The sequence below is a fragment of the Micromonospora marincola genome (assembly GCF_056150385.1).
This window is the reverse complement of record NZ_JAXCFT010000032.1, coordinates 1-21414: the sequence shown is the minus strand read 5'-3', so window position 1 is coordinate 21414 and position 21414 is coordinate 1. Positions and strand designations below refer to the sequence as shown.

At 70.6% G+C, this 21414-nt stretch carries 24 protein-coding genes, 1 tRNA gene and 1 pseudogene; 20 read left to right on the top strand and 6 right to left on the bottom strand.

Annotation, left to right across the window (positions count from 1 at the left end):
• Positions 1-216: 216 nt before the first annotated feature.
• Positions 217-1746 (bottom strand): peptide deformylase, encoded by a 1530-nt coding sequence (locus SM450_RS30690; protein WP_474623270.1) that lies wholly within the window; start codon positions 1744-1746, stop codon positions 217-219.
• Between the two features lie 320 nt (positions 1747-2066).
• Here SM450_RS30690 and SM450_RS30685 point away from each other — a divergent pair, with 320 nt between their 5' ends.
• Complete coding sequence (locus tag SM450_RS30685) at positions 2067-2843, top strand: IucA/IucC family C-terminal-domain containing protein (RefSeq protein WP_474623272.1); 777 nt, start codon at positions 2067-2069, stop codon at positions 2841-2843.
• Positions 2844-2850: 7 nt separating this feature from the next.
• On the opposite strand, the gene SM450_RS30680 is transcribed toward SM450_RS30685, so the two are convergent.
• Positions 2851-4620 (bottom strand): DUF6311 domain-containing protein, encoded by a 1770-nt coding sequence (locus SM450_RS30680; protein WP_474623269.1) that lies wholly within the window; start codon positions 4618-4620, stop codon positions 2851-2853.
• A 208-nt stretch (positions 4621-4828) separates the two neighbouring features.
• Between SM450_RS30680 and SM450_RS30675 the strand changes: the two genes are divergently transcribed.
• Positions 4829-5533 carry a class I SAM-dependent methyltransferase gene (locus SM450_RS30675; RefSeq protein ID WP_474623268.1) on the top strand — a complete coding sequence of 235 codons (705 nt, stop codon included), beginning with the start codon at positions 4829-4831 and terminating at the stop codon, positions 5531-5533.
• Between the two features lie 84 nt (positions 5534-5617).
• Here SM450_RS30675 and SM450_RS30670 read toward each other — a convergent pair whose 3' ends face one another.
• The 3 genes from SM450_RS30670 to SM450_RS30660 all read right to left on the bottom strand — a co-directional run bounded on the left by SM450_RS30670 (position 5618) and on the right by SM450_RS30660 (position 6997).
• Positions 5618-6151 carry a YbhB/YbcL family Raf kinase inhibitor-like protein gene (locus SM450_RS30670; protein WP_474623267.1) on the bottom strand — a complete coding sequence of 178 codons (534 nt, stop codon included), beginning with the start codon at positions 6149-6151 and terminating at the stop codon, positions 5618-5620.
• A 44-nt stretch (positions 6152-6195) separates the two neighbouring features.
• Positions 6196-6846 carry a DNA alkylation repair protein gene (locus SM450_RS30665; protein ID WP_474623271.1) on the bottom strand — a complete coding sequence of 217 codons (651 nt, stop codon included), beginning with the start codon at positions 6844-6846 and terminating at the stop codon, positions 6196-6198.
• A 50-nt stretch (positions 6847-6896) separates the two neighbouring features.
• Positions 6897-6997, bottom strand: a tRNA-Ser gene (locus SM450_RS30660).
• Positions 6998-7218: 221 nt separating this feature from the next.
• Here SM450_RS30660 and SM450_RS30655 point away from each other — a divergent pair.
• Both SM450_RS30655 and SM450_RS30650 read left to right on the top strand, forming a co-directional pair.
• Positions 7219-7920, top strand: a complete 702-nt coding sequence (locus tag SM450_RS30655; protein WP_474623266.1) for a GntR family transcriptional regulator — start codon at positions 7219-7221, stop codon at positions 7918-7920.
• On the top strand, positions 7913-8827 hold the full coding sequence (locus SM450_RS30650; protein ID WP_474623265.1) for a phosphotransferase family protein: 915 nt from the start codon (positions 7913-7915) through the stop codon (positions 8825-8827). Before SM450_RS30655 ends, SM450_RS30650 begins: the two co-directional genes overlap by 8 nt.
• 5 nt (positions 8828-8832) lie before the next feature.
• On the opposite strand, the gene SM450_RS30645 is transcribed toward SM450_RS30650, so the two are convergent.
• On the bottom strand, positions 8833-10197 hold the full coding sequence (locus SM450_RS30645) for a hypothetical protein (RefSeq protein WP_474623264.1): 1365 nt from the start codon (positions 10195-10197) through the stop codon (positions 8833-8835).
• 801 nt (positions 10198-10998) lie between these two features.
• On the opposite strand from SM450_RS30645, the gene SM450_RS30640 reads away from it, so the two are divergent.
• The 16 genes and pseudogenes from SM450_RS30640 to SM450_RS30565 all read left to right on the top strand — a co-directional run.
• Entirely contained in the window at positions 10999-11256 is a 258-nt protein-coding gene (locus SM450_RS30640; protein ID WP_474623263.1) for a DUF6284 family protein, read from the top strand.
• Complete coding sequence (locus SM450_RS30635) at positions 11256-11702, top strand: hypothetical protein (protein ID WP_474623262.1); 447 nt, start codon at positions 11256-11258, stop codon at positions 11700-11702. Before SM450_RS30640 ends, SM450_RS30635 begins: the two co-directional genes overlap by 1 nt.
• Positions 11703-11718: 16 nt before the next feature.
• Positions 11719-12387, top strand: coding sequence for an NUDIX domain-containing protein (locus SM450_RS30630; RefSeq protein ID WP_474623261.1), 669 nt, complete (start codon positions 11719-11721; stop codon positions 12385-12387).
• A 17-nt stretch (positions 12388-12404) separates the two neighbouring features.
• On the top strand, positions 12405-13595 hold the full coding sequence (locus tag SM450_RS30625) for a hypothetical protein (protein WP_474623260.1): 1191 nt from the start codon (positions 12405-12407) through the stop codon (positions 13593-13595).
• Positions 13596-13604: 9 nt separating this feature from the next.
• Positions 13605-13766 (top strand): hypothetical protein, encoded by a 162-nt coding sequence (locus SM450_RS30620; RefSeq protein ID WP_474623259.1) that lies wholly within the window; start codon positions 13605-13607, stop codon positions 13764-13766.
• A 95-nt stretch (positions 13767-13861) separates the two neighbouring features.
• Complete coding sequence (locus tag SM450_RS30615; RefSeq protein ID WP_474623258.1) at positions 13862-14017, top strand: hypothetical protein; 156 nt, start codon at positions 13862-13864, stop codon at positions 14015-14017.
• Positions 14014-14202, top strand: a complete 189-nt coding sequence (locus tag SM450_RS30610; RefSeq protein WP_474623257.1) for a hypothetical protein — start codon at positions 14014-14016, stop codon at positions 14200-14202. Before SM450_RS30615 ends, SM450_RS30610 begins: the two co-directional genes overlap by 4 nt.
• Positions 14203-14309: 107 nt before the next feature.
• Positions 14310-14513, top strand: a complete 204-nt coding sequence (locus SM450_RS30605; protein ID WP_474623256.1) for a hypothetical protein — start codon at positions 14310-14312, stop codon at positions 14511-14513.
• A 102-nt stretch (positions 14514-14615) separates the two neighbouring features.
• Positions 14616-16745: an FtsK/SpoIIIE domain-containing protein gene (locus SM450_RS30600; protein ID WP_474623255.1), complete on the top strand. Its 2130-nt coding sequence runs from the start codon at positions 14616-14618 to the stop codon at positions 16743-16745.
• A 189-nt stretch (positions 16746-16934) separates the two neighbouring features.
• The gene (locus tag SM450_RS30595; protein WP_474623254.1) at positions 16935-17210 is read left to right on the top strand and encodes a hypothetical protein; all 276 of its coding nucleotides are present in this window, start codon (positions 16935-16937) and stop codon (positions 17208-17210) included.
• 20 nt (positions 17211-17230) lie between these two features.
• Complete coding sequence (locus SM450_RS30590; protein ID WP_474623253.1) at positions 17231-17554, top strand: hypothetical protein; 324 nt, start codon at positions 17231-17233, stop codon at positions 17552-17554.
• Positions 17551-17925 carry a MazG-like family protein gene (locus SM450_RS30585; RefSeq protein WP_474623252.1) on the top strand — a complete coding sequence of 125 codons (375 nt, stop codon included), beginning with the start codon at positions 17551-17553 and terminating at the stop codon, positions 17923-17925. Before SM450_RS30590 ends, SM450_RS30585 begins: the two co-directional genes overlap by 4 nt.
• Positions 17919-19619 (top strand): DNA cytosine methyltransferase, encoded by a 1701-nt coding sequence (locus tag SM450_RS30580; RefSeq protein WP_474623251.1) that lies wholly within the window; start codon positions 17919-17921, stop codon positions 19617-19619. The genes SM450_RS30585 and SM450_RS30580 overlap by 7 nt, the downstream gene beginning before the upstream one ends.
• Positions 19619-19918 (top strand): hypothetical protein, encoded by a 300-nt coding sequence (locus tag SM450_RS30575; protein WP_474623250.1) that lies wholly within the window; start codon positions 19619-19621, stop codon positions 19916-19918. The genes SM450_RS30580 and SM450_RS30575 overlap by 1 nt, the downstream gene beginning before the upstream one ends.
• A 98-nt stretch (positions 19919-20016) precedes the next feature.
• Positions 20017-21018, top strand: coding sequence for a bifunctional DNA primase/polymerase (locus SM450_RS30570; RefSeq protein ID WP_474623249.1), 1002 nt, complete (start codon positions 20017-20019; stop codon positions 21016-21018).
• Positions 21015-21414, top strand: a pseudogene (locus SM450_RS30565) (hypothetical protein); the annotation flags it as partial. The gene SM450_RS30570 and the pseudogene SM450_RS30565, both read left to right, overlap by 4 nt.

Below are 21414 nucleotides of genomic sequence, written 5' to 3'. Positions count from 1 at the left end.
TGGCCACCCGCTTCGACAAACTCGCCGTGCGCTACGAGGCCACCGTGCACATCGCCGCCATCAACGAATGGCTGTGACCGACTTCGACACAGGCCCTAGGACCTTGCTCCCCCCCAAGCCGGGTCGCGTGCCCCCGCCCCCTGGGGCACGCGACCCGGCCCCCCGTTTCCCGGCGCGCGGGTCGGTCCGGCAACCGGCCCGCGTGCCGGAGCTGTGTCAGTAGCGCCAGGGGGTGCCGGTCTCGCGGTATTCCTCCACCGGCACCAGCGGCACGCCTGGCGCCATCCGGTCGACGTAGAGGCGCCCCTCCAGGTGGTCGATCTCGTGCGCGACGAGCCGCGCCATGGCGTACTCGAAGGACGTGATGACGCGACTGCCGTCCCACTGGGCGTGTTCCACGTCGATCCGCAGCGGGCGGGGCACCAGCCCACGGTGGTCGAAGAAGGAGAGACAGCCCTCGTACTGCTCGTCGGTCTCGGTGGCGGCGTCCACCACCCGGGGGTTGAGCAGCACGACCGGCTCGGCCGCCCGGTCGGCGGGCCGGACCAGCGCGGCGGCCCAACCCAGCCCGAGCTGCGGCGCGGCGAGACCGACGCCCTTGCTGAACGGGTGCAGCTCGTCGAGGCGGGCCAGCATCCCGGCGAGCCGGTCGACCACCTGCCGGGCGTACCCCTCCTCGGCCGGCAGGTCGAACTGGCGGGCGGGTTGCCGGAGCAGGTCGTCGCCGCGTTGCACGATGCCCACCGCCCGCATCCGGTCGCTGGCGCGGACCCGGGCCTCACCGACGGGCGTGCTGTCCGGTTCGGCGTCCGGTTCCGGGCTGCGGAACCGCCACTGCATCCGGTAGCGGGCGTTGAGCGGCGGGTCGTCGGTCCCCCACTCGTAGCTCACCCGGTCGCCGTCCGCGGTGCGCTGGATCGGGGTACGCAGCGGCCCTTCCTCCGCCGACAGCGAGGTCTCCGCGCCCCACACCTTCGGATCGAGGTCCGCGGGCAGGTCGAGCCGGACCGCGAGGTGCCGGGTGGGCAGGCGTACGGCGCGCTGGAACCAGGGGCCCCACTTGTCGCGGCCGACGCGGTACGCGTACTCGATGGTGACCCGGTCGCCCGGGTAGAGCGGGAAGCGGCCCTCGTCGTTCTCGAAGAGCAGCCAGATCTCCTTGAACGCGTCCCGGTCGTGTTTGGCCCGCCAGTGCATCGGCTCGCGCCCGCTGCCGTCGTCCCGGTAGGCGACGAGTTGCAGCTCGGCGAAGGTGAGCGGGTGCTCCCGGTGGTGGCGGTTGGAGCGGCCGGGGTCGTTGGGGTAGCGGTCGACGGCGACCCGGACCAGGTAGCGGCTGACCGGCTCGGTGCCGGCGTTGTAGAGCTCCCGCCGGATCGCGCAGTGGTAGCCGTCGCCGGTGTGGGTGAGCGTGGCGACCTCGCGTTCGACCACCAGCCCGGTGCCGGGTGGCAGCCACTGGCCGGGCACGGGTGGGTCCCGGTGCGCGCCGGTGCCCCGGCTGTGCCGCAGCTCGTCGTATTCCCGGAAGCGCTGCCAGATCGCGCCGCTGGCCTCCAGGACGGCCTCGGCCCGGCGGGCGAAGTCCTCGGTGGGCCGGTGGCGGCGCCCTTCGACGTGGCTGACATAGGACGGGTCGAAGCCCATGAGTGTCGCCAGTTGCTTCTTGGACAGCCCTCGGCCGGTCCGGTGCCGGGCGAGTTCGGTCGCGAACGAGTCGGCGGCACGCTCGATCGGTGAGGTCATCGGCTTCCTCGCACGCGGGAAGACCATTTTCACTTTTCGTGGTCGACCGTGTACGGAAACTGCCTCGTATTCGACAATCACCTTGACAATTCAACGGTGAGCGTCGATGCTTGCGCGCACCTGACGGCGCTCCCGTCGACGTTTTCCGCCCATTCGGCCGGGCAGTACGCGACGGCGACGGAGTGACCGGGACCTCCCCACCGATCCATGTCACCACTTTCCCTCCGCCCGGGACTGTGGTTAGGCTAGCCTTAGCTTCGGTCGACGGCACGCGCCGGCCGACGGGCGACCAGACAGGGGACGGCCAGGTGACTGCGGTGATGCCGGCGCGCGACGTCGCCAGCCCGTTCGCCCCGGTGACCGCGACCCTGCGCGCCATGTTCGGCACCGACGACCTGCCCGGGCTCGCGCCCGGCCTGCTGGTCCGCGACGAGTTCGACCGCTGGGCCCCGGCCACCCACCTGATCGACGGCACGCTGCTCCCGGCGTTCCTGACCGCCGCCGGCCGGCGCTGGGGTGGCACCCCGCACGCCTGCGCCGCGCTCGCCTGGAAGTCCTACAGCTACTGGACCGCGCTGCCGGCCGTGCTCGGCTGGGCCTCGGCGCGGCGGGTGCCGCTGCTCGACCCGGCGAACGTGCTCGTGCACTTCGAGGACCACCACCAACTGCTCACCCTGGGCCTGCGCGACGGCACCCCGGTGGCCGTCCTGCCCGGCGACCCGCTGGCGCTCGCCGGCGCGCCGGGCGTCCGGGTGGTCGCCGACGAGGCCGCGCTGCTCGACGCGCTGCGCGCCACGCTGCTCGACGCCCACTTCACCCCGCTGATCGCCGCCATCCAGGGCGAGGTGCGGGTCGGCACCCGTACGCTGCTCGGCTCGGTCGCCTCCGGCATCGCGCACGGCATCCTCCGCGCGGCGGACGCGCTGCCCGGCCCGAGCGCGTCGACCGTCGCCACGCTCCTCGACGCGCTCGACCTGGCCGACCTGGTGGAGCTGGTGCCCGGCCCGACAGGTGAGCCGACCGTGCAGCGGCGCACCTGCTGCCTTGCCTTCACGCTGCCCCGACCGAAGGTCTGCCAGGGCTGCTGCGTCCGCTGACCGCCGGTCAGTCGACGAGCGGGCGCACGTCCCACAGCCAGATTCCGCCGGTGCGGGTCGGGGTGATCCCGGTCAGTTCGGTCATCGCCCGGCGCAGCGACTCGGCCTGCCGCAGCCGGGGGTCGAGGATCACCGCTCCGGTCCGCCACCAGCGCAGGTCCTCGACGGCCGCCACCCGGTCCTGCGGGGTGATCGGGGGGACCGCGTCGGTGCGTCGTACCGTCTCGAAGAACGTGCTTGTCGGGCGCGGCGGCGCGGTGAAGAGCGCGACCCGGTCGGCGCCCGGGCGGGTGTCCGGATAGAGGAAGTAGCCCCGGGCCAGCGGCATCTCCAGGCGGGTCTCGGCGGACCAGCGCAGCGGGACCGCGTAGGTGGTGTCGGGCAGCGGCAGCGTGACGATGCTCCGCCCGCCGGCCACGTAGGGCCGCCACGCTCCGGAGGTGACGAACTCCGGGGTCGGGTCCAGGCGCGTGTCGGGCAGCGGGGTGGGCAGGACCGGCAGCAGCGCCATGGCGAGCACGGTGCCGGTGGCGAAGCGGATCTGGCCCCGCGCGGCCGGGTGCCGGCGGGCCAACCGCCGCGCCCGCTCGGCGCCGAGCGCGAGCAGTACGCCGATGATCGGGGTGAGCGCGAGCGACCAGCGGGTGGGCACCACCGAGTGCAGGACCGGCAGGTTCTCCAACGCGGCCCAGGGGCCGGGAACGCCTGTGTCCCGCCCGTCGAAGTGGATCTCCCGACCGAGCGAGAAGAGACCGAACACCACCCCGACCGCGGCCAGCCCGAGCACCACCGCGCTCCGGCGCAGCCACCAGACGAGCGCGCTGACGAGCACCACGAGCGGCCAGCCGAAGAAGGCGTTCTCCTCGGTGGCGTTCTTGACAAGCGGGGCGCTGCCCCGGGCGTCGCCGGCCACCGACTCCCGGGACCACGCGAGGTAGGCGGCGAGGTCGGTGGAGTAGCCCCGGATCAGGGCGGAGAGCCCGGAGTACGCGCCGGGGCCGGCGAACTGCACGTGGAGCGGGTACGCGAGCAGCGCCCCGGCCACCACGGCGGCCACCCCGAGCCCGGCCGCGAAGGGTCGGGCCGCCGACCGCAGCGCGGGCCGCCCGAGGGCGAGCGCCAGCACCACCGCGCCCAGGCCGATGGCGGTCATCAGCAGGATCTCCAGGTTGAGGAAGGCCTGCCATACGATCACCAGGCCGAGCAGCAGCCCGTTGCGCAGCCAGCGGCCGGGCTGCGCCAGTCGGAGCGTCCGCCAGATGATCAGCGGCACCACGAACTGGCTGACGATGTTGGGGTGGGCGTTGGCGTGCGACACCATGGCCGGCGCGAACGCGCAGAAGCCGGCGCCCAGCCAGGCCGGCCCCCGGGCGCCGACGACCACCCGGGAGAGCAGGAAATACCAGGCGGCTCCGGTGGCGGCGAGGCCGAGGGTGAGGAAAAGGAGAAACGACCAGCGCGGCCCGAACCACACCGTGATCGGCGACAGGGGCAGCGAAATGGATAATACGGACGTATTAGCCATCAGATTGACGACGTCCGGCACATTCATTCGATCAGAGGTAAACGGATAGGCGAAATCTGTGACGACGCGCGCACCGTGCGCCATCATCCATTCGAACTGCGCCTGATCGGTGCGATTGTCCCGCACCCCGTTCGCCGGGTCCGCCCAGAGCCGGGCCGTCACCCAGAACGCGAGCAGCACGAAGCTGAGCACGGCGAGGGCGTCGGCGCGCCGCCCCCGCCGAGGATCCGCGTCCGATTGCGGAGTAGTCATGACAATTCAGAGCGTAGTCAGGTTATGACGGCCCCGTGACATATTCCGGGGACTCACGTACTATGTGCCGAGTTCGCCGACCGCCGATCACGTGCCCCACCCGACCGCAATTCGGCCACCGCCGGTGCCCCGATTTTCCCCCCAGCCATCCAGATGGTTGACTCTGACGGTCCAGGCGCGGGTCAGGAATATCGTGAGGAATCGACGCATGGCAGAAATCACTGGGGATCAGCGCGTCCAAGCGGAGGTGCTCGAGGGCCTGGCGACAGCCGTCAACCACCGCCGCTGGTTCGTCGAACTGGCCGTGCCCTACCTCGGTGACAACCCCATCGAGATCGGCAGCGGCCTGGGCGACTACGCCCTCGAATGGATCGAGCACATCCCCCGGATCACCGCCACCGAGGCCGACCCGGACCGACTCGTCAACCTCAAGGAACGGCTGGCCCAGCACCCCGGCATCGAGGTCCGGCAGATGCTGCTCCCGCACACCGAGCGGGGCGACTACAGCGCCGCCGTGTCGTACAACGTGCTTGAGCACATCGACGACCACGTGGGCGCGCTGCGCAGCATGCGCGACCTGGTCCGCCCCGGCGGCGCGGTGATCATCATCGTGCCGGCGTTCCAGTTCGCGATGGGCCCGGCGGACATCGCGACCGGGCACGTCCGCCGCTACACCAAGAAGACGCTCGCCACGGCGATGACCGAGGCCGGGCTCACCGTCGAGAAGATCCACTACGCGAACGCGCTCGGCCTGATCGGCTACTTCATGGCCACCAAGGTCTTCCGGCTGATGCCGAAGGAGGGCCCTATGGTGAAGGTCTACGACACGCTTGTGCTGCCCGCCACCAAGGCCGCCGAGCAGCTGCTGCGCCCCCCGTTCGGGCAGTCCGTCTTCGCCGTGGCCCGGGTGTAAGGCGGGGGCCCCGCTTAACGCTTCCGGTATAGGCGGGGGCCCTTCTTAACACCTACCCGTTAAGAAGGGCCCCCGCCTTACACCTCAGTCCTTGAGCTGGTATGTGGGGCGGATCACCGCTCGGGCCAGGGTGTGGAACGCGAGGTTGAAGCCGACGAAAGCCGGGCTGGCCTCCCGGCCCACATCGAGGCGCTCGACGTCGACCGCGTGCACCGCGAAGACGTACCGGTGCGGGCGGTCCCCCGGCGGCGGCGCGGCGCCGCCGTAACCGGTGTCGCCGTAGTCGTTGCGGATGCTGAACGCGCCGCCGAGGTCCGCCTCCCGCGCCGAGGTGGGCAGCTCGGTGACCGACGTGGGCACGTCCACAAGCACCCAGTGCCAGAAACCGCTGCCGGTCGGGGCGTCCGGGTCGAAGCAGGTGACCACGAAGCTCTTCGTCTCCGCCGGGAAACCCGACCAGGACAGGTGCGGGGAGACGTTCTCACCGCCGGCGCTGCCGTGCGCGTACCGGGCGTCCATCGGCTCGCCGTTGTGCACGTCGGCGCTTGTCAGGTCGAACGACGGCACGGTCGGCAGCAGCTCGTACGGGTCCGGGGCGATCGGTCGTTCCAGGGTCATCGAAACGGGTCCTTCCGGGTGCGCGGGAAATGTCCTGCGCCCCTTCATACCCCGCTGTCGTGCTGCCGGCGCACCATCTCGGTGATCCAGACCGGCGCGTACGGGGACGTGCAGCCCGGCGGCGTCGGATAGTCCTTGAGCACCGCCAGGCGCTCCCCGATGCCGACCGCCCGGGCGCGCAGCGCCGCGTGCTCGATCCCGATCTGCGCCAGGCAGTGGTTCATCGCCCACTGGAGGCGGTCCGGGGCGTCCCTCATCTCCGCCTCGATGACGTCGAGCAGGCCGGGCAGGTCGAGCCCGGCCGGCCTCCTCGCCACGCGTTCCGCGGTCAGCGCCCAGCCGGCGCTCGCGACCACCGGATCCGGGTCGGCGAGCCAGGCCACCCGCAGCGGCTCGGCGTGCGGGCTCTTCTTCACCACGTAGTTGACAAGCCAGTCGTGCACCTTGGGCGTGCGCGCCTCGCGCAGCATGGCGTCCAGCTCGTCCGCCCCGAACGCCTTCGGACGGCAGATCAGCAGCGCCAGCAGCCTTGCCGCGCTGTCACCTGTCGCCCACAGTTCACGGGCCAACTCCTGCTGCGTCTTCAGCCGCTTGGCGAGCGCGCGGAGCCGGCCCAGGTTGACCCCGTGGTCGTCGCCGTGCTTCTCGTTCACCGCGCGGGCCCTCGGGTCGTCGAGCGCGGCCAGCTCGGCCATCACGTCGGCCACCGCCGCGTCCGTCACCTGGGCCTCCTGGGTGTCGCGGGCGGAGGGTGTGGGATTCGAACCCACGAAGACATCGCTGCCTTACCGGTTTTCAAGACCACGCCGATCAAGGGACTGACCAGCACGAACACCGGACACCCCCGGCAGGACGACACACATGCGACAGGTAGCAGGGGACCGGCATACCGACCGAGGGCCGGTTCACCGGCCCGGACGTCAGTTCTACCGGCGGAGCGCCCGAACATGATCATTGCCACTGGCGGCTGTCGAGGGATGAGGCTAGGTCCGGCAACCGCCCTGGCGGTGGTCACGTGGCACACAGGGGCCTAGCCTGAGCTGTAGGCGACGACGGCGAGGAGACCTGTGGGGACTGGAGGCATCTCAGGTGCCGGCTATCGGGAGATCGCGCAGACGCTGCGAGAGTCGATCCAGGCCGGGGAACTAGAGCCCGGAGCGGCGCTGCCGCCGGAGTCAGAAGTCTGTAGGCGCTGGTCGGTGTCCAGAGTCACTGCACGTCGGGCGCTGGCCTCGCTGGAGGCTGACGGGCTGATCGAGTCGATTGCTGGCCGAGGTCGCTTCGTGAAGGCGGAGAGTCAGGGCCAGCCGAGAACTGCAAGCCGCGCCGAATCGATAGCTGCGGAAATTCGAGCGGCAATCGAAGATGGTCGATTAACAGCCGGCGTGCGAGTAGACAGCGAAGCATCATTGAGCACTCGATACGGGGTGGCGCGTGGCACCTCTCGCCAAGCACTTCTCATCCTCGACAAAGATGGGTCAACTGTCGTTATCCCCGGTCGGGGCCGCTTCGTTGCAGCGCATCGGGGAAGTGAGGAAATAAAGAACCGAGCGGAGGAAGTCGCGCAGTACCTCGAAGAAGAAATCCGTGCGGGGAAACTGCCCGCCGGCTCTAATCTTCCAGGTGAAAAGGGTATTGCCGAGCGTTATAGCGTAGCCCGCAGCACGGTCCGACGTGCATTAGAGATTCTAGAATCAAGTGGGCTAATCGCAAGACTGCCAGGCAAGCCCCGTGTAGTCCTACCAAGTAACACTGCCTCGGGTGGATAACTTGACGCTTCAGGAAGCATCGCAGCCTTTCGGCTCAACCGCCGCCAGGTCGATTCTCGAAAAATCCTGCTCCCTCATCGGCGCTTCGTCAGCAGACGCAAGGCTGATTAGGCTTGGAGAGAACGCCATCTTCTCAGTTGAGCATCCGTCGCTTATCGTCCGCATTGCTCGCAGTAAAGAACACATGAAAGACGCGGAGAAGGAAGTTCGCGTCGCTCGATGGCTAGAGCGTTGCGACGCGCCTGCCGTTCGTCTCTATCCGGTAGAACAACCGGTTCTGATATACGACCATCCAGTAACGTTTTGGCGAAGGATCGTCGACAGCGGCGAGAAGGCTTCAGCAAGCGCGCTAGGCACGGCGCTTCGACTCGTTCATAGTTACGAATTCGATGACGCTGTTGCACTTCCAGCACTCGACCCATTTGCCAGGATTGACGCCCGACTGGGCAAAGCGGAGGGGGTGCCCCCGGAAGTCGTCGGTTTCCTTCGCTGCCGTTTGAGGGACCTAAGAAAGGCGTACGCGGCACTTCGATTTCCGAGCCCTTCTGTCGCATTGCACGGCGACGCCCACGTCAAGAACCTAATCTGCACGCCCTCTGGCAATGCAACTCTGATTGACTTCGAGGCGTTCTGCATCGGCCCTCCTGAAGTCGACTTGGCCGTGACAGCTACAGAGTATGAGATCGGATGGCACAGCCCAGCCGACTATCAAGGATTCTGCGAGGCGTACGGCGCAGACGTGCGCAAATGGCACGGCTTCCAAGTGCTTCGCGACATCAACCTATTCAAGATGACCACTTGGCTGATGCAAAACGTCAGCGAGAGCGAACCATGCGCCCGCGAATTTGACAGGCGGCTAGCCACGTTGCAGGGCTCGGCCACATTGTCGGGATGGCAGCCTTTTTAGGGCAACTAGTTCCGAGGTGCTAGTAAAACGTCGAAGGTTTCGAGCGCTCGCGCGGCCTCTGCGCTAGTGGAATGAGGCGCAAAGTCGGACCGCAGATCCCTGACGTAGCGTAGATAACGCTCCGACTTAAGTGCCCCGGCAAGCTGGATCGCTTCGAGCGCCACCTCAGCCGCCTTTCCCACATCGGGCTTGGTCATATGTAGACAGCTCGCCGCGCTTACCAGTCTAATGAAGGCATGGGTGCGCACGAAGGCAGGATCGGTAAGCTCAATTGCCTGCGTCACGAATTCCAGCGCGAGTGCAGGTGAGCGCAAATCGCGGAAGCAGTGAGCTGCCTCACCCGCCATCTCGGCTTCATCGAAGTAGTAAATCCAAGGCGGATCATCGCAGACCGCGCGACGGTTGAAAAGGTTTTCTGCCTCACGGAGGACGCTCGCGCAACTGCGGCCCTCTCCGGCTCCGGCACGTGCTCGCGCTTCCATCGCAAGAAACATCGCTGAGACAGTACCGCTCGCCATACCTCGCGCACCCTCTTGGGCGGCGCGCGCAAGTTGGGCTGCCTCTTGATGCTGCCCAAGATAGTTTGCCTGGTGGCTCATGTTGGATAGCAAGCGGCCCCCCATCACTCGATCTCCGCCTGCCTCAGCAAGGCGAAGGCCCTGGATTAGGTAGCGCTGAGCAAGACCATGATGCCCGAGATCGTATGCGGTCCAGCCGAGAAGCTGTGCTACCTCTGCCGCCGCCGAGAACAACTTACGTCCAACTTCCCCGGAATAGCTGCCTTCAAGTAGTGGCAGCACATCATGCCGGAAATACTGGGCGAGAGCCGTTCTTGCATGTCCGCCGCCGAATTGAAAGTCAAGGTTCATAAACAGCTTGATGGTTGAGCAGACGGCAGCCACCTCCGCCATTCCTACTCGCCGTCCTACCGCATTGGTAGGCACAGGTTCAGGTCGCGACAGAAGCCAGGCCATGAGTGGACCAGTCCACGCGGACGAAACGGCTGCTGCCTTCTGTAGCTCGATAGAGCCGGCAATGTCGTGCTCAGCAGTACCGGCCAGGCTGCGGTAGGTGTCAGGCAGCTCGTCGGCATACCGCAGCGAATCGATAGAAGCTCCACCGTGAGCCTGATAGCTAAAGCCCACGGCGGACGGCGTGAGGAGCTTTCCTAGCGCGTCGCTGAGCGCTTCGGCGATGAGAACAGCGGTCTGAGGGCGGGGCTGCACGCCATCTAACCAGCGACGCACATCGACGTGGGTGCAGCGGACCACAACCCCCTTGGCCTCACCAAAGGCTCGGAGCCGGGCTGCGCAGCCCTTGTTGGACCAACCAGCTCGTCCGAGCGCCTGCGCAAGCAGCTCGTTCGGCACGCCACCTCCCCGATGGTCGAACGCACTCCGCAGTCAAGTGTGTACTGCGGCGCAAGGTCAAGGCCGTGCGAGGCAAGTGCTCCCCCAATGAACCCCCCGGACGCTCCAATGAACCCCCTTCATCTCCCTGTTGACCTGCGTCGATAGCCGCTTAGCTGGTCTCAGCAGCACGGAACGACAGAGGCGACCCCAGAGAGCACGGCGCAGTGCTTGACAGGTCGCATGTATACGTGTTCTATGGCGCATAGAACACGTAGGCAAGGCGCTGGCGACTCTACAGCCGGCGGAGGTGGCTTCGGCTGCACCGCTCGTGAATCTGCTGGACCGCCGCGGCGCTCGGTGTTTGACAACTGCACAGAGGTCCGGGACGCAGGGAGATCCGTCTCCCCGATTGGGTCCCGATGCGCGATCTAGGGGTGGCGAGCGGCGTTCGGCTGTTGACGTGTCCGGCCGCATGACGTGTCCGCTTAGGGGTTTGGCCCCTTGCTTGCCCAACCGAGGATCGCCCGGCGTGCCAGCACGGCACGCCCGTTTACCGCTCCGGAGCGCGGCCGGTCTGGCCGTGCTCCGGCTGTTCGTCCGACCTGATTCGAGCTGGGAGAGGTGAGCCGTCATGTCCGTGAGCATCGCCGCCGCCGTGCGGATTTCGACCAAGAGCAACGCCGTGTGGCGCGACTGCAACGGGTGCGGCTCCCTCGCCCCCCTCGCCCCTGATGAGACCCGCTGCCGCTCGTGCCGGCAGCCGTCCACCGCCTGCCGCCGTCCGGTGGCGGGTGCCCGTCGTTCCGGAAGGAACCGCAAGTGAACAGCTACGACCTGACTGACGCCGACCCGGACGGGCCGAGCGTCGAGGACCTGGCGGAGATCGAGCGGGAGATGCCGCTGATCGACGCCGAGGTGCTGTTGCTGGACGCGCAGATCACGATCCTGTGCGCCGACCCGGCCCCGTCCGACTTGGACTGGCAGCGGGTGCGCCGGGCGCGCAAGCGGGTGCTGCGCGAGGCCCGCGCGCTGCTGGCCACCCGCGCCGCCGCCGGCCGTGGGACCCGGGTGGCCTGATGACCGCCCGGATGATGCGCCCCGCCCGCCCGGCACCTGGCCCGATCGTGGCCCGCCGCGTGGTCGGCACGCCGGGTGAGGTCGCCGCGGTGGTGGCGACGTTGCGCGACTCCAACCGCCTTGTCGGCATGTCCCGGCCCGCGCAGATGCCGGACGGCGACCCGCGCGTGTGGGTGACGGTCCGCTTCATCGACCGGCCCCGCGCCGCCCGGACCAGCGCCCCGGCCCGCACCGTGCGGCGCTGGCCGGTAGTGACCGCCGTTGCCGTGCCCGCGACCGCCGCCGTGGCGGTGGCCGGCTATCTCGCGGTGCAGCTCGTCACCGCGTTCATTGCCCTGTTGCCGCTGCTGGCCGGGGGCGCGTTCGTTCTCGCGGTGCTGGCGCTGCTGCTGCGCCGCTCCGGGGTGTGCTGCCCCGGCCTGCACTGCCCCGGCTGCAACCACTGACCAGGGAAGGAACCTGATGACCGCACGCACCTTCACTCACCCGTCCGTGCTGGCCGGCATCGCCGCCGGGGCACCGTGGGCGGACCCGGAGATGGACCCGACCCGCATCGACTGGACGGCCCGGCGGGCCGCCGCCGCGATCCCGTTCCCGCTCGTGGACGGGCGTCCGGTCAACCCGTACGCCCCGACCGGCATCCGGTACGGGCGTAACGAGCTGGGCCACTGGGGCGAGGCTCAGTGCGCCGACGCCATCGTGGTGGCGACCACGCCGGGCAACTGGCGGTGGATCGTCATGGTCGAACGCGATGACGACCACGGGTGGGCGCTGCCCGGCGGGCACGTCGACCCCGGAGAGACCGCCCTCGCGGCGGCGGTGCGGGAACTGGCCGAGGAGACCGGCCTGACCGTCGACCCCGACCGTGAGCCCTACGAGGTGCTGCCCGCCCGCTACGTGCCCGACCCGCGCGCCTCGGATGAGGCGTGGATGGTCACCACCCCGGTCGTGTTCGACGCCGGTATCTACCCGGAGGCGCTGCCGGACGTGACCGGCATGGACGACGCTCGCCGCGCCGTGTGGGTGCCCGCCGTCGACTACGGCTGTCTCACCCGCCACCTGGCCGACGCCTACGGCGGCGAGGTGTTCGCCGCGCACCGGGACCTGCTCGCTGACCTCCTCACCCCTTGACCGGAAGGACACCGAAGATGTTTCGTCGTACCCCGGAGGACCCGTCGATCGTGGCAGCCCGCGCGGCGGCCATGCGAGAATCCGCCGCCGCGGAGATCGAGCGCGAGCGGCTAACGGCGCAGCTCGCTCGGGAACAGCAGGAAGCCGCCGCCGAGCACGCCCGCCGCCAGGCCATCGCCGATGAGCAGGAGCGCCGCCGCCGCGACGCCGCCCGCCGCGTCGAGCGCGCCGAGGCCGCCGCCCGGCGCCGTAAGGCTCGGGCGGAGTTCGCCGCGAAGCTGCGCCCGGTGTTGCCGCTGCTGCTGATCAACGGCGGTGCCGCGTACGCGCAGGCCGCCTACGCCTACGACCAGATCGCCCCGGCCGCGTGGAACGGGCCGTCTCGGGTGGCGTTCGCGGTGGCGTTCTCCGCCGCCCTGGAGTCCATCGCCGTCTACGTGCAGTGGCACGCCCACGACGCGCTGATGCTCAAGGCCCACGCCACCGCCGCCAGCCTGCGCCGCGCCGCGTGGCTAATCGCCGCGGTGGTCGCGGCCATCAACTACGCGCACTTCGCCGACGGCATCGCGCCGACGGCGGCGGCGGTGGCGTTCGCGCTGCTGTCGCTGCTGTCGCCGTGGCTGTGGGGGCTGCACACCCGCCGCGCGCAGCACGTGCAACTGCTCGCCGAAGACGCCAACCTGATTGATGACGCCGGGGTGGAGTTCTCCCCGAAGCGCCGCCGCATGTTCCCCATCCGCTCCCTGATGGCCGCCCGGTGGTCGATCGAGCACAACGAGCGCGACCCCCGCAAGGCGTGGGAGGGCTACAACGCCGAGCGGGCCGCCCGCGCCGCCGCCCGCCAGGCCGACAAGGACACCCGGGCGCAGAAGGCCAGCCCGCCGGCCGACCCGACGCCGGGGGAGGCGTCGGCGGAGGTGCAGGCCGATCCGTGGGAGCACGCCGAGCCGGTCGCCCCGGCCCCGGTCGCGCCGGTTCGTGAGCCGGTCCGCCCGGCGCGGCCCACGGCCCGGTCGTTGACCGCCGCTGAGCGGGTCATCGCCGCGCACACTGCCGAGCCGACCGCCAACCACGAGCGCATCGCCCGGCTGGCCGAGGTCAGCGTGAGCACCGTCAAGCGCCACCGCCCCCGCCCGGTGACCGGTTCACCATCCGCGCCGGACGCTGCGGCGACGCCGGTCACCGCTCCCGCCCCGATCGCCGCCTGAGGGGTGCCGATGTTCGGCAAGAAGACCGCCGTTCCGAACACGATCAGCGACCAGCAGCACGCCGACCTGAACCGCCGGGCGCAGGAGGCCAACCCGTCGTGGTTCAGCGACAAGGCCATCGCGCAGCGCAAGGCGTCCAACGCGCAGCAGCGCAAGGCCGACCAGTCCTGACCCCGCCCGGCGGCACAGCTCAACGGCCTAGGAACCAGTGCTGTGCCGCCGGTCCATCCCCGCAACCCGCATGAGGTCTTGGGAGGACCACCAGTATGGGCATGCACATCTCCGACCGCCAGTACCGGGAGCAGCACGAGCGGCGCGTGGCCGCCAACCGGGCGGCCCGGTTGGCGCAGATGGCCGAGGCGCAGCGCCAGGCCGACGACCGCAACGCCCGTAAGGCCGCGCAGCGGCAGGCCAAGCGGTGAGCGCGAAGAGGTTCACCGACGCCTACCAGCAGTGGCGCGACACCGATGCCGCCGCCACGGCCACCGGCAGCAAGGCCGCCCGCGCTGAGGCCGAGCGGCAGCGCCGAGCCCTGCACGACAGCCCGGAGGCGCAACGCGCCCGCCGGCAGCTCAACGGCCGCGCCGCCCCCCGCGACCGCCGCTGACCTTCCCCACTCAGTACCGCTGACCGCTTCCGCCGCCACCGGCTCATCACCCGGTGGCGTCCGGTGGCCGCCAGACCGTCTGGACGGCCGGGAAGGAGCACCACCTCATGGGCAGCAAGCGCAACGTGGCGTCCGGCACCGACCGCGTGGCCGTTCAGGTCGGGCAGGTCCACGGCCGCCGCGACGCCGGCAAGACCAGCAAGGACACCCCGAAGACCGACCCGACGTCGGTCCGCAGCGAGAACGTGCGCTCCGGTAACGCCCGGGTGGGCCGGCAGGTCGACGTGATCAGCGGTGACCTGCACTTCTGACCCTGCTACCCGGCGGCGCGGCCTCTCTGGTCTGGACAACCGGGCCGCGCCGCCGGCCCCATCTCCCGAGGACAACGCCCCGAGTGTGGAGGAACCCCCATCATGACCAGCGATCCCATTACCAACCCTGCCGGGCCGGCGGATGAGAAGGCGGCCCGGATCGTGGACCTGGCGCAGCGGCGCGCGGACCGGGCCGCCGCCGCGCAGGGCTTGGCCGCCGCCGACGCTGCCGACGCCGAAACCGTCATCCCGGAGCCGGCGGTGGTCGGTGGGCCGGTGGACCCGCCGGAGCGCCGCCCGGACCTGACCGAGCTGTTGGAGCGGCGGTCCGGGCCGGTGTTGCCGCTGTGGTTGACCGACCGCTACCAGCGCCGCGAGATGCTGCGCCGGGCGGTCGGCGCGGCCGGCTACCACGTCGGCACGCACCTGGTGCTGTCCCCGGTCTACGCGGGCAAGGTCGCGTGGTACGCGCCGAAGGGCGCGGCGCGGCTGGCCTCGCGGGTGCTCGGCTGGACCAGCGCCGAGACGGGCAACTGGCACCTGCGGCAGGACGCGGCGAACCGCAACGACCCGAAGACGTGGCTGGACCTGGACCGGCACCGGATGCGGCAGGCGTCGTGGCGGTGGTGGGTCACCGGCGCGGGCACCCTGGCCACCGGCGCCGGCGGTGTGGTGCTCGCCTCGGACATCACGCCATGGTGGGTGCAGGCTCCGATCCTGGCCGCCGGGCTGGTCGGTCTGGCCCGCCACGGCCGGCCCCTCGACAAGCCGATCCTGGCCCGCACCGTGGTCCGCCCGGCCTACCGCAAGCTCACCGCCGAGCTGACCCGCAAGGGCATCATGGCCACCGGCCTGGTCAAGCGGCCGGAGGACATCGTGTTCCCCGCCGGGGTCGGCGAGATCCGCCGCGACGGCCCCGGCTACCTCGCCATCGTCGACCTCCCCGACGGCGTGATCGCCGTGGACGTGGTGGACGAGCGGGCGAAGCTGGCCGGTGGGCTGCGCCTGCCGATGGACCAGGTGTGGCCGGAGGTCATGCCGCGGGAGCACCCCTCGCGGCTGGCCCTGTGGGTGGCCGACCGCCCGGTGTCGGCGATGAAGCAACCGCCATGGCCGCTGCTGCGCGGCGGGCAGACGGACTTCTTCAAGCCGTTCGTCTACGGCTTCGACCCGCGCATGCGGCCGGTGGAGTACCGGATGGACGAGCGCAACAGCCTGTTCGCCGGGTTCCCCGGCTCCGGCAAGAGCCTGTCGGGGCGGGTGGTGCTCTCCGGCATGGCCCTCGACCCGCTGGTGCAGTTCGCGGGGTTCGACCTGGCCGGGCGCGGTGACTTCGACGCGTTCGAACCGCTGTGCCCGGACGGGCTGTTCGGCTCCGGCGCGGACGAGGGCACCAAGCAGGCCGCATACCGGATGCTGATGTGGCTGCTCAAGGAGTGCGACGTACGCGGCCCGCGCATCAAGCACTACGCCACGCAGGGCATGAACAGCGAGAACAAGCTCAACCGGGCCATCGCGAGCAAGGACGCCCGGTTGCGGCCGATCGTCGCGTGGATCGATGAGGTGCAGGAACTCATCACCGACCCGGAGATCGGCAAGTCCGCCGCCGCCGCGATGACCAGCATCATCAAGCGCGGCCGGGCGCTGGGCATTCACCTGATCCTGATGACGCAGCGCATCGACAAGGAATCGCTGCCCAAGGGCGTCACGTCCAACATCGCCAACCGGACCTGTCTGGCCGTGCCGTCGCACGTCGAGACGGACCTGGCGCTGGGTACCGGCGCGTACCGGCAGGGCGCGCGGCCCACGCAGTTCGAGGTGGGTGTCGACTCCGGGTGGGGCGTTCGGGTCGGCTACGGCCCCATGACCTCCGTCCGCGCTGCCTACCTCGACCGGGCGGCGGTGGAGAAGATCTGCGCCCGCGGCGTGGCGCTGCGCGGCGGGGTCACCGGCCCGGCCGACCTGCCCGCCGCGCGGGACATCCTGGACGACCTTCGGGCGGTGTGGGTGGCCGACGAACGCGGCCAGCACTGGGAGGTGTTGACCACCCGTCTGGCCGACCGGTTCCCCGAGGCGTACGGGTCGCTGACCCCTGACGCGCTGTCCGCACTCGTACGCGGCAAGAAGGTGGAGTGCTCACGCCAAGTGAAGGTGAAGGGCTCCAACCGGTCCGGGCTGTACCTGGAGAACCTCACCAAGGCGCTCGCCGAGCGCGACGGCGCGGCCGGCTAAGAACCGGTAGCGCGGCCGGTAGCGGTCCGGGAAGAGGTAGAGCGAACTCTACCCAGACCGCTACCGGCCCCACCTGCACCGACATCCACCGGTAGCGGTAGCGGCGCATGCCGCCTACCGCCGGTAATCCCCTGTTTGGAGCATCCAGTGACTCCCATCTTGGCCGCTACCAGCACAAACGCGCCCGAAATGTCCGCAGTCCTGTTCGCCGGAATTGGCCTGATCGTCGCTTTCGGTTACGCCGGGGCGTGCTACGTCCGGCCGTTCACTGCCTGTCACCGCTGTAAGGGCTCCGGCACCGCCCCGCCCACGCTGTGGCAGCGGCTGCGCCGCCGCAGCACCAAGCCCCGCGCGCTGCGGGGGCGGCCCGACTGCCGCCGCTGCTCCGGCACCGGACTGCGGCTGCGCATCGGCCGCCGCACGTTCAACCACTTCAGCCGGCTGCGCCGCCAGGGCACCCGATGACCACCCGCGAGGGAGACGCCATGACCACGACCACCGAAGCGGCGCGTTTCACCAACGGGCAGCGCGCCGCCATCATCGTCTGCGCCCCGATCCGGCTCGTTCCCGGCGTGCTGGCGCACAAGGTCGCCCACCACAGCATCGACACCAAGGGCAATCCCTCGACCGGTGGCCGGTTGGTGTTCACCGCCGACCGGCGGTGGGTCATCGGCCCGGCCTGCCAGCCCGCCCCTGACCCCGCCGACCCGCACGCCGGGCGTGGGTGGGCGGAGTACACCGCCGGGTGGGCCGATCACCTCGGCGCGCTGGCCTGCCCGACCTGTTTCGCGGCGGAGGCGCTGTCGTGACCGCCGCCGACCTGTTCACCGTCGCCGCGCAGGTGACGGCCCGGCTGAACGCCATCAACGGCACCGGCCGCGAGGAAACGTCCCTACGCATCCTCAAGGTCACCGAGGAAGCCGGCGAGGTCGCCGCCGCGTGGATCGGCGTGGTGGGCCAGAACCCGCGCAAGGGCGTCACCCACACCACCGACGACGTGGCCGGCGAGCTGGCCGATGTGGTGCTGACCGCCCTGGTGGCCATCGCCTCCCTGGGCCACGACCCGCGCGAAGTCATCACGGCGTGCGTCAGCAAGGTTGCCCGGCGGCTCGACCACGCCTACCACCGACCCGGGCCGGCTGCCGGCCCAGCCGACACGACGGAGGCTGAGCGTTGCTGACCATCACCGATCTGTTCTGCGGCGCCGGGGGATCGTCGTCGGGCGCGATTCAGGTTCCCGGGGTGCGGGTGCGGATGGCCGCGAACCACTGGCGGCTCGCCGTGGACACGCACAACACCAACCACCCCGAAGCCGACCACGACTGCGCCGACATCTCCCAGACCGACCCGCGCCGCTACCCGGCCACCGACATCCTGTGGGCGTCGCCGGAGTGCACCAACCACTCACAGGCCAAGGGCAAGCGCCGCGCCGACCGGCAACCGGACCTGTTCGACCAGGTGCTACCCGACGACGCCGCCGAACGGTCCCGCGCAACGATGTGGGATGTCTGCCGGTTCGTGGAGGCGATGACGCTGCGCGGCCGGCCGTACCGGGCGTTCATCGTGGAAAACGTCGTAGACGTGCGGCAGTGGATGTACTTCGACGCCTGGACCACGGCACTGCGCATCGCCGGCTACTGCCTGCACTTCGTCTACCTCAACTCAATGTTCGCCCAAGCCATGGGCGACGGCGCACCACAGTCCCGGGACCGCTGGTACGCCGTCGGGCACCTGACCGGCGACCGCTGCCCCGACCTCAACCGGTGGACCCGCCCGCAGGCATGGTGCCCCCGCTGCGAACACACCGTCCGGGCGGTACAGGCGTGGAAGCGCCCCGACGCGCCGTGGGGCCGCTACCGGCAGCAGTACGTCTACCGCTGCCCCACCCCGCGCTGCCACATCGAGGTCATGCCGGCAGTGCTGCCGGCCGCCGCCGCGATCGACTGGCGGTTGCCCGGCGAGCGCATCGGCGACCGCGCCCGGCCCCTCGCGGCGAAAACCATCGCCCGCATCGAGGCCGGACTCAAGCGCTACAGCGGGCAGCGGTTCGTCACCATCCACCGGGGCGGGCCGGCCGAGCTGCGCACCGCGCCCGTCAACAGCCCGCTTCCCACCTGCACGGCGTCGGGCAACCACCTCGGCGCGGTGACGCCGCCGTTCCTCACCCTGCTGCGCTCCGGCCGACCGCGCACCATCGGCGTCGACCAGCCCACCGCGACCATCGTCGCGGACGGCTCCAACCACGCCCTCGTCAACCCCATGCTCGTACCCGCCGGGGGAACGTGGAACGACGACGCCCGCACCGTAGACGAGCCGTTCCGCACCCGCACCACCCGCGACACCGAGGCCCTGGTGGTGCCCATGCGGGCGAACAACACCGCCAAACCCGCGAGCTGCGCGCCGCTGGACACCGTGGCGGCGGCCGGCAACCACCACGCCCTCGTCATGCGGAACATGACCGCCCGCGGCGACCAAGGGCAGATGTCCACCCCGGTCCGGGAGCCGCTGCGCACCCAGACGGCATCGTCGGTGCAGTCCCTGATCCGCTGGGATCACCTGCTCGTGCCCTACTACGGCAACGGCACTGCCCGACCCGTCGACCAGCCCGCCGGCACGGTCACCACCGTCGACCGCAACGCCCTGCTCGGCGCCGACGTCGACGTCGACGACTGCACGTTCCGGATGCTGGAGCCACACGAGATCCAGGCCGCCATGGCGTTCGACGCGAACTACCAGGTGCTCGGCAACAAACGCGAACGCGTGCGGCAGCTCGGCAACGCCGTCACCCCGCCGGCCGCCCGCGACCTCATCGCCGCCGTGGTCGAAGCCATCACCGGCCAACAGATCGACCTACCCGAACCGCAGGCCGCCTGATGCCGGGCGGGTACAGCGACCGGCCCTCGATGCGCGACGCGCCCCTGTCCGGCCTGGAAATCTGGCTGGCCGGCACACCGGCCGAACTCGACGCCGCCACCCGCCTCCTGACCGCCGCCGGACGGGTCGCGTGGCAGGGACCACGCCGGCCGATGACCGGCGCAGACACCGGCCGCGCCCGGCTGTATCTGCGCCTGACCGTCACCCCGACCCGACGGGCCGCCCGACCAGCCCGACCAAAGGACGACGACGGCGGCACGGTACTGCCGTTCCCGGACGTACGCCGGCACGCCGGCTGACCCAAACCCCTGATCGGCGCGCTTCGCGCACTCACCACTGGTGGCCAGCGCCCGCGCGGCGCTGGCCACCAGTACGCCGCTGCCATGAAAGGACCGTCATGCCCGACCTAACGCCGCTGCTGGCCGCCGCGCTCGCCCACGCCGCGCGCGGCTGGCACGTGTTCCCGCTGCGCCCCAACGACAAGCGACCCGCGTTCCCGGACCACACCGCCGACGACTGCACCGGCCGCGACCCGCGCTGCCGTGCCGGTCACGTCGGGTGGGAACAGCGCGCGACCTGCGACCCGGACCGCATCCGCCGCGCATGGTCGACCCGCCCCTACGGCGTCGGCATCGCGTGTGGGCCGTCCGGCCTGGTGGTCGTCGACCTGGACGTGCCGAAGCACCCCGGCGACACTCCGCCGCCGGAGTGGGAGGGCGCGTGCGATGGATGGGCGGTGTTCGCCACCCTCGCCGACCGGCACGGCACCCCGATCGACCCGTTCGACGGGTTCGGCCCGGACGCCGGCCCCCGCACCGGCATCGACGCCACCTACACCGTGGGCACCGGCAGCGGCGGTAGCCACCTCTACTACCGGCACCCCGACACCGGTCCGGAGCTGCGCAACACCACCGGCGACCGGGGCGGCCTCGGCTGGAAGGTCGACACCCGCGCCCACGGCGGCTACGTCGTGGCCGCCGGCTCCACCGTCTCCGGCCGCCCCTACGCGGTCTCCTTGGACTACGAACCGGCGCCGCTGCCCGGCTGGCTGGCGGGGCTACTCGCTCCGGCCGTGCGGCCCGCCGACCGGCCCGCCCGGGTGGCGCTGCCGCCGGACCGGCACGGCCGCTACGTCGCCGCCGCGATCCGCCGGCAGGTCGACCACCTGACCGCCGCGCCCAAGGGGGAACGGAACAACGTGTTGTTCATCAGCGCGGCGGTACTCGGCGAGCTGGTCGCCGGGGGCGCGCTCACCGACACCGACGTATACGCCGTGCTGGAACCCGCCGCCCTGTCGACCGGCCTGTCGACGCGTGAGGTGGCCCGCACGATCGCCTCCGGCCTGCGGGCCGGCGCGCGGCGGCCCCGCTACCTGCGCGACATCCGGGAGGCAGCATGACCGAACGGTTGCAGATCGGCACCGGACCGGAAAGCATCCGCGCGCTGAAGGCCGCCCTGGTGGGCGGGCTACTGCCCGACACCTACGTGTCTGGCGGCGCGCTGGTGCACATGGAGGCCGTCTCCGGCGGGGTGGCCGCCGCCGCCGACGAGGACTCCCCGCTGCCGGTGTCGGCGAGCACGATCACGCCCGCCGGGCTGGCCGGGCTGCTCGCCGAGCACGCCTACGTCTACCGCGTGAAGTCCCGCAAGGACGAGCAGGGCAACCCCACGACCTACGAGGAAGAGGCCACCCCCTCCCGGGAGGTGCTGTCGTCCGTGCTGGCCGGCAAGACGTGGCCGGGCGTACCCGGACTGCGCGGGGTCATCGGTGCCCCAGTGCTGCGCCGTGACGGCA

Excerpts from the sequence above, each read along its gene's own strand:
- SM450_RS30625 (WP_474623260.1), top strand. The coding sequence starts at position 12,405 with ATGTTTCGTCGTACCCCGGAGGACCCGTCGATCGTGGCAGCCCGCGCG.
- SM450_RS30665 (WP_474623271.1), bottom strand. The coding sequence starts at position 6,846 with ATGGCCGAGCTGGCCGCGCTCGACGACCCGAGGGCCCGCGCGGTGAAC.
- SM450_RS30620 (WP_474623259.1), top strand. The coding sequence starts at position 13,605 with ATGTTCGGCAAGAAGACCGCCGTTCCGAACACGATCAGCGACCAGCAG.
- SM450_RS30575 (WP_474623250.1), top strand. The coding sequence starts at position 19,619 with ATGCCGGGCGGGTACAGCGACCGGCCCTCGATGCGCGACGCGCCCCTG.
- SM450_RS30685 (WP_474623272.1), top strand. The coding sequence starts at position 2,067 with ATGCCGGCGCGCGACGTCGCCAGCCCGTTCGCCCCGGTGACCGCGACC.
- SM450_RS30595 (WP_474623254.1), top strand. The coding sequence starts at position 16,935 with ATGTCCGCAGTCCTGTTCGCCGGAATTGGCCTGATCGTCGCTTTCGGT.
- SM450_RS30615 (WP_474623258.1), top strand. The coding sequence starts at position 13,862 with ATGGGCATGCACATCTCCGACCGCCAGTACCGGGAGCAGCACGAGCGG.
- SM450_RS30680 (WP_474623269.1), bottom strand. The coding sequence starts at position 4,620 with ATGACTACTCCGCAATCGGACGCGGATCCTCGGCGGGGGCGGCGCGCC.
- SM450_RS30690 (WP_474623270.1), bottom strand. The coding sequence starts at position 1,746 with ATGACCTCACCGATCGAGCGTGCCGCCGACTCGTTCGCGACCGAACTC.
- SM450_RS30570 (WP_474623249.1), top strand. The coding sequence starts at position 20,017 with ATGCCCGACCTAACGCCGCTGCTGGCCGCCGCGCTCGCCCACGCCGCG.
- SM450_RS30635 (WP_474623262.1), top strand. The coding sequence starts at position 11,256 with ATGACCGCCCGGATGATGCGCCCCGCCCGCCCGGCACCTGGCCCGATC.
- SM450_RS30675 (WP_474623268.1), top strand. The coding sequence starts at position 4,829 with ATGGCAGAAATCACTGGGGATCAGCGCGTCCAAGCGGAGGTGCTCGAG.
- SM450_RS30600 (WP_474623255.1), top strand. The coding sequence starts at position 14,616 with ATGACCAGCGATCCCATTACCAACCCTGCCGGGCCGGCGGATGAGAAG.
- SM450_RS30605 (WP_474623256.1), top strand. The coding sequence starts at position 14,310 with ATGGGCAGCAAGCGCAACGTGGCGTCCGGCACCGACCGCGTGGCCGTT.
- SM450_RS30590 (WP_474623253.1), top strand. The coding sequence starts at position 17,231 with ATGACCACGACCACCGAAGCGGCGCGTTTCACCAACGGGCAGCGCGCC.
- SM450_RS30630 (WP_474623261.1), top strand. The coding sequence starts at position 11,719 with ATGACCGCACGCACCTTCACTCACCCGTCCGTGCTGGCCGGCATCGCC.
- SM450_RS30670 (WP_474623267.1), bottom strand. The coding sequence starts at position 6,151 with ATGACCCTGGAACGACCGATCGCCCCGGACCCGTACGAGCTGCTGCCG.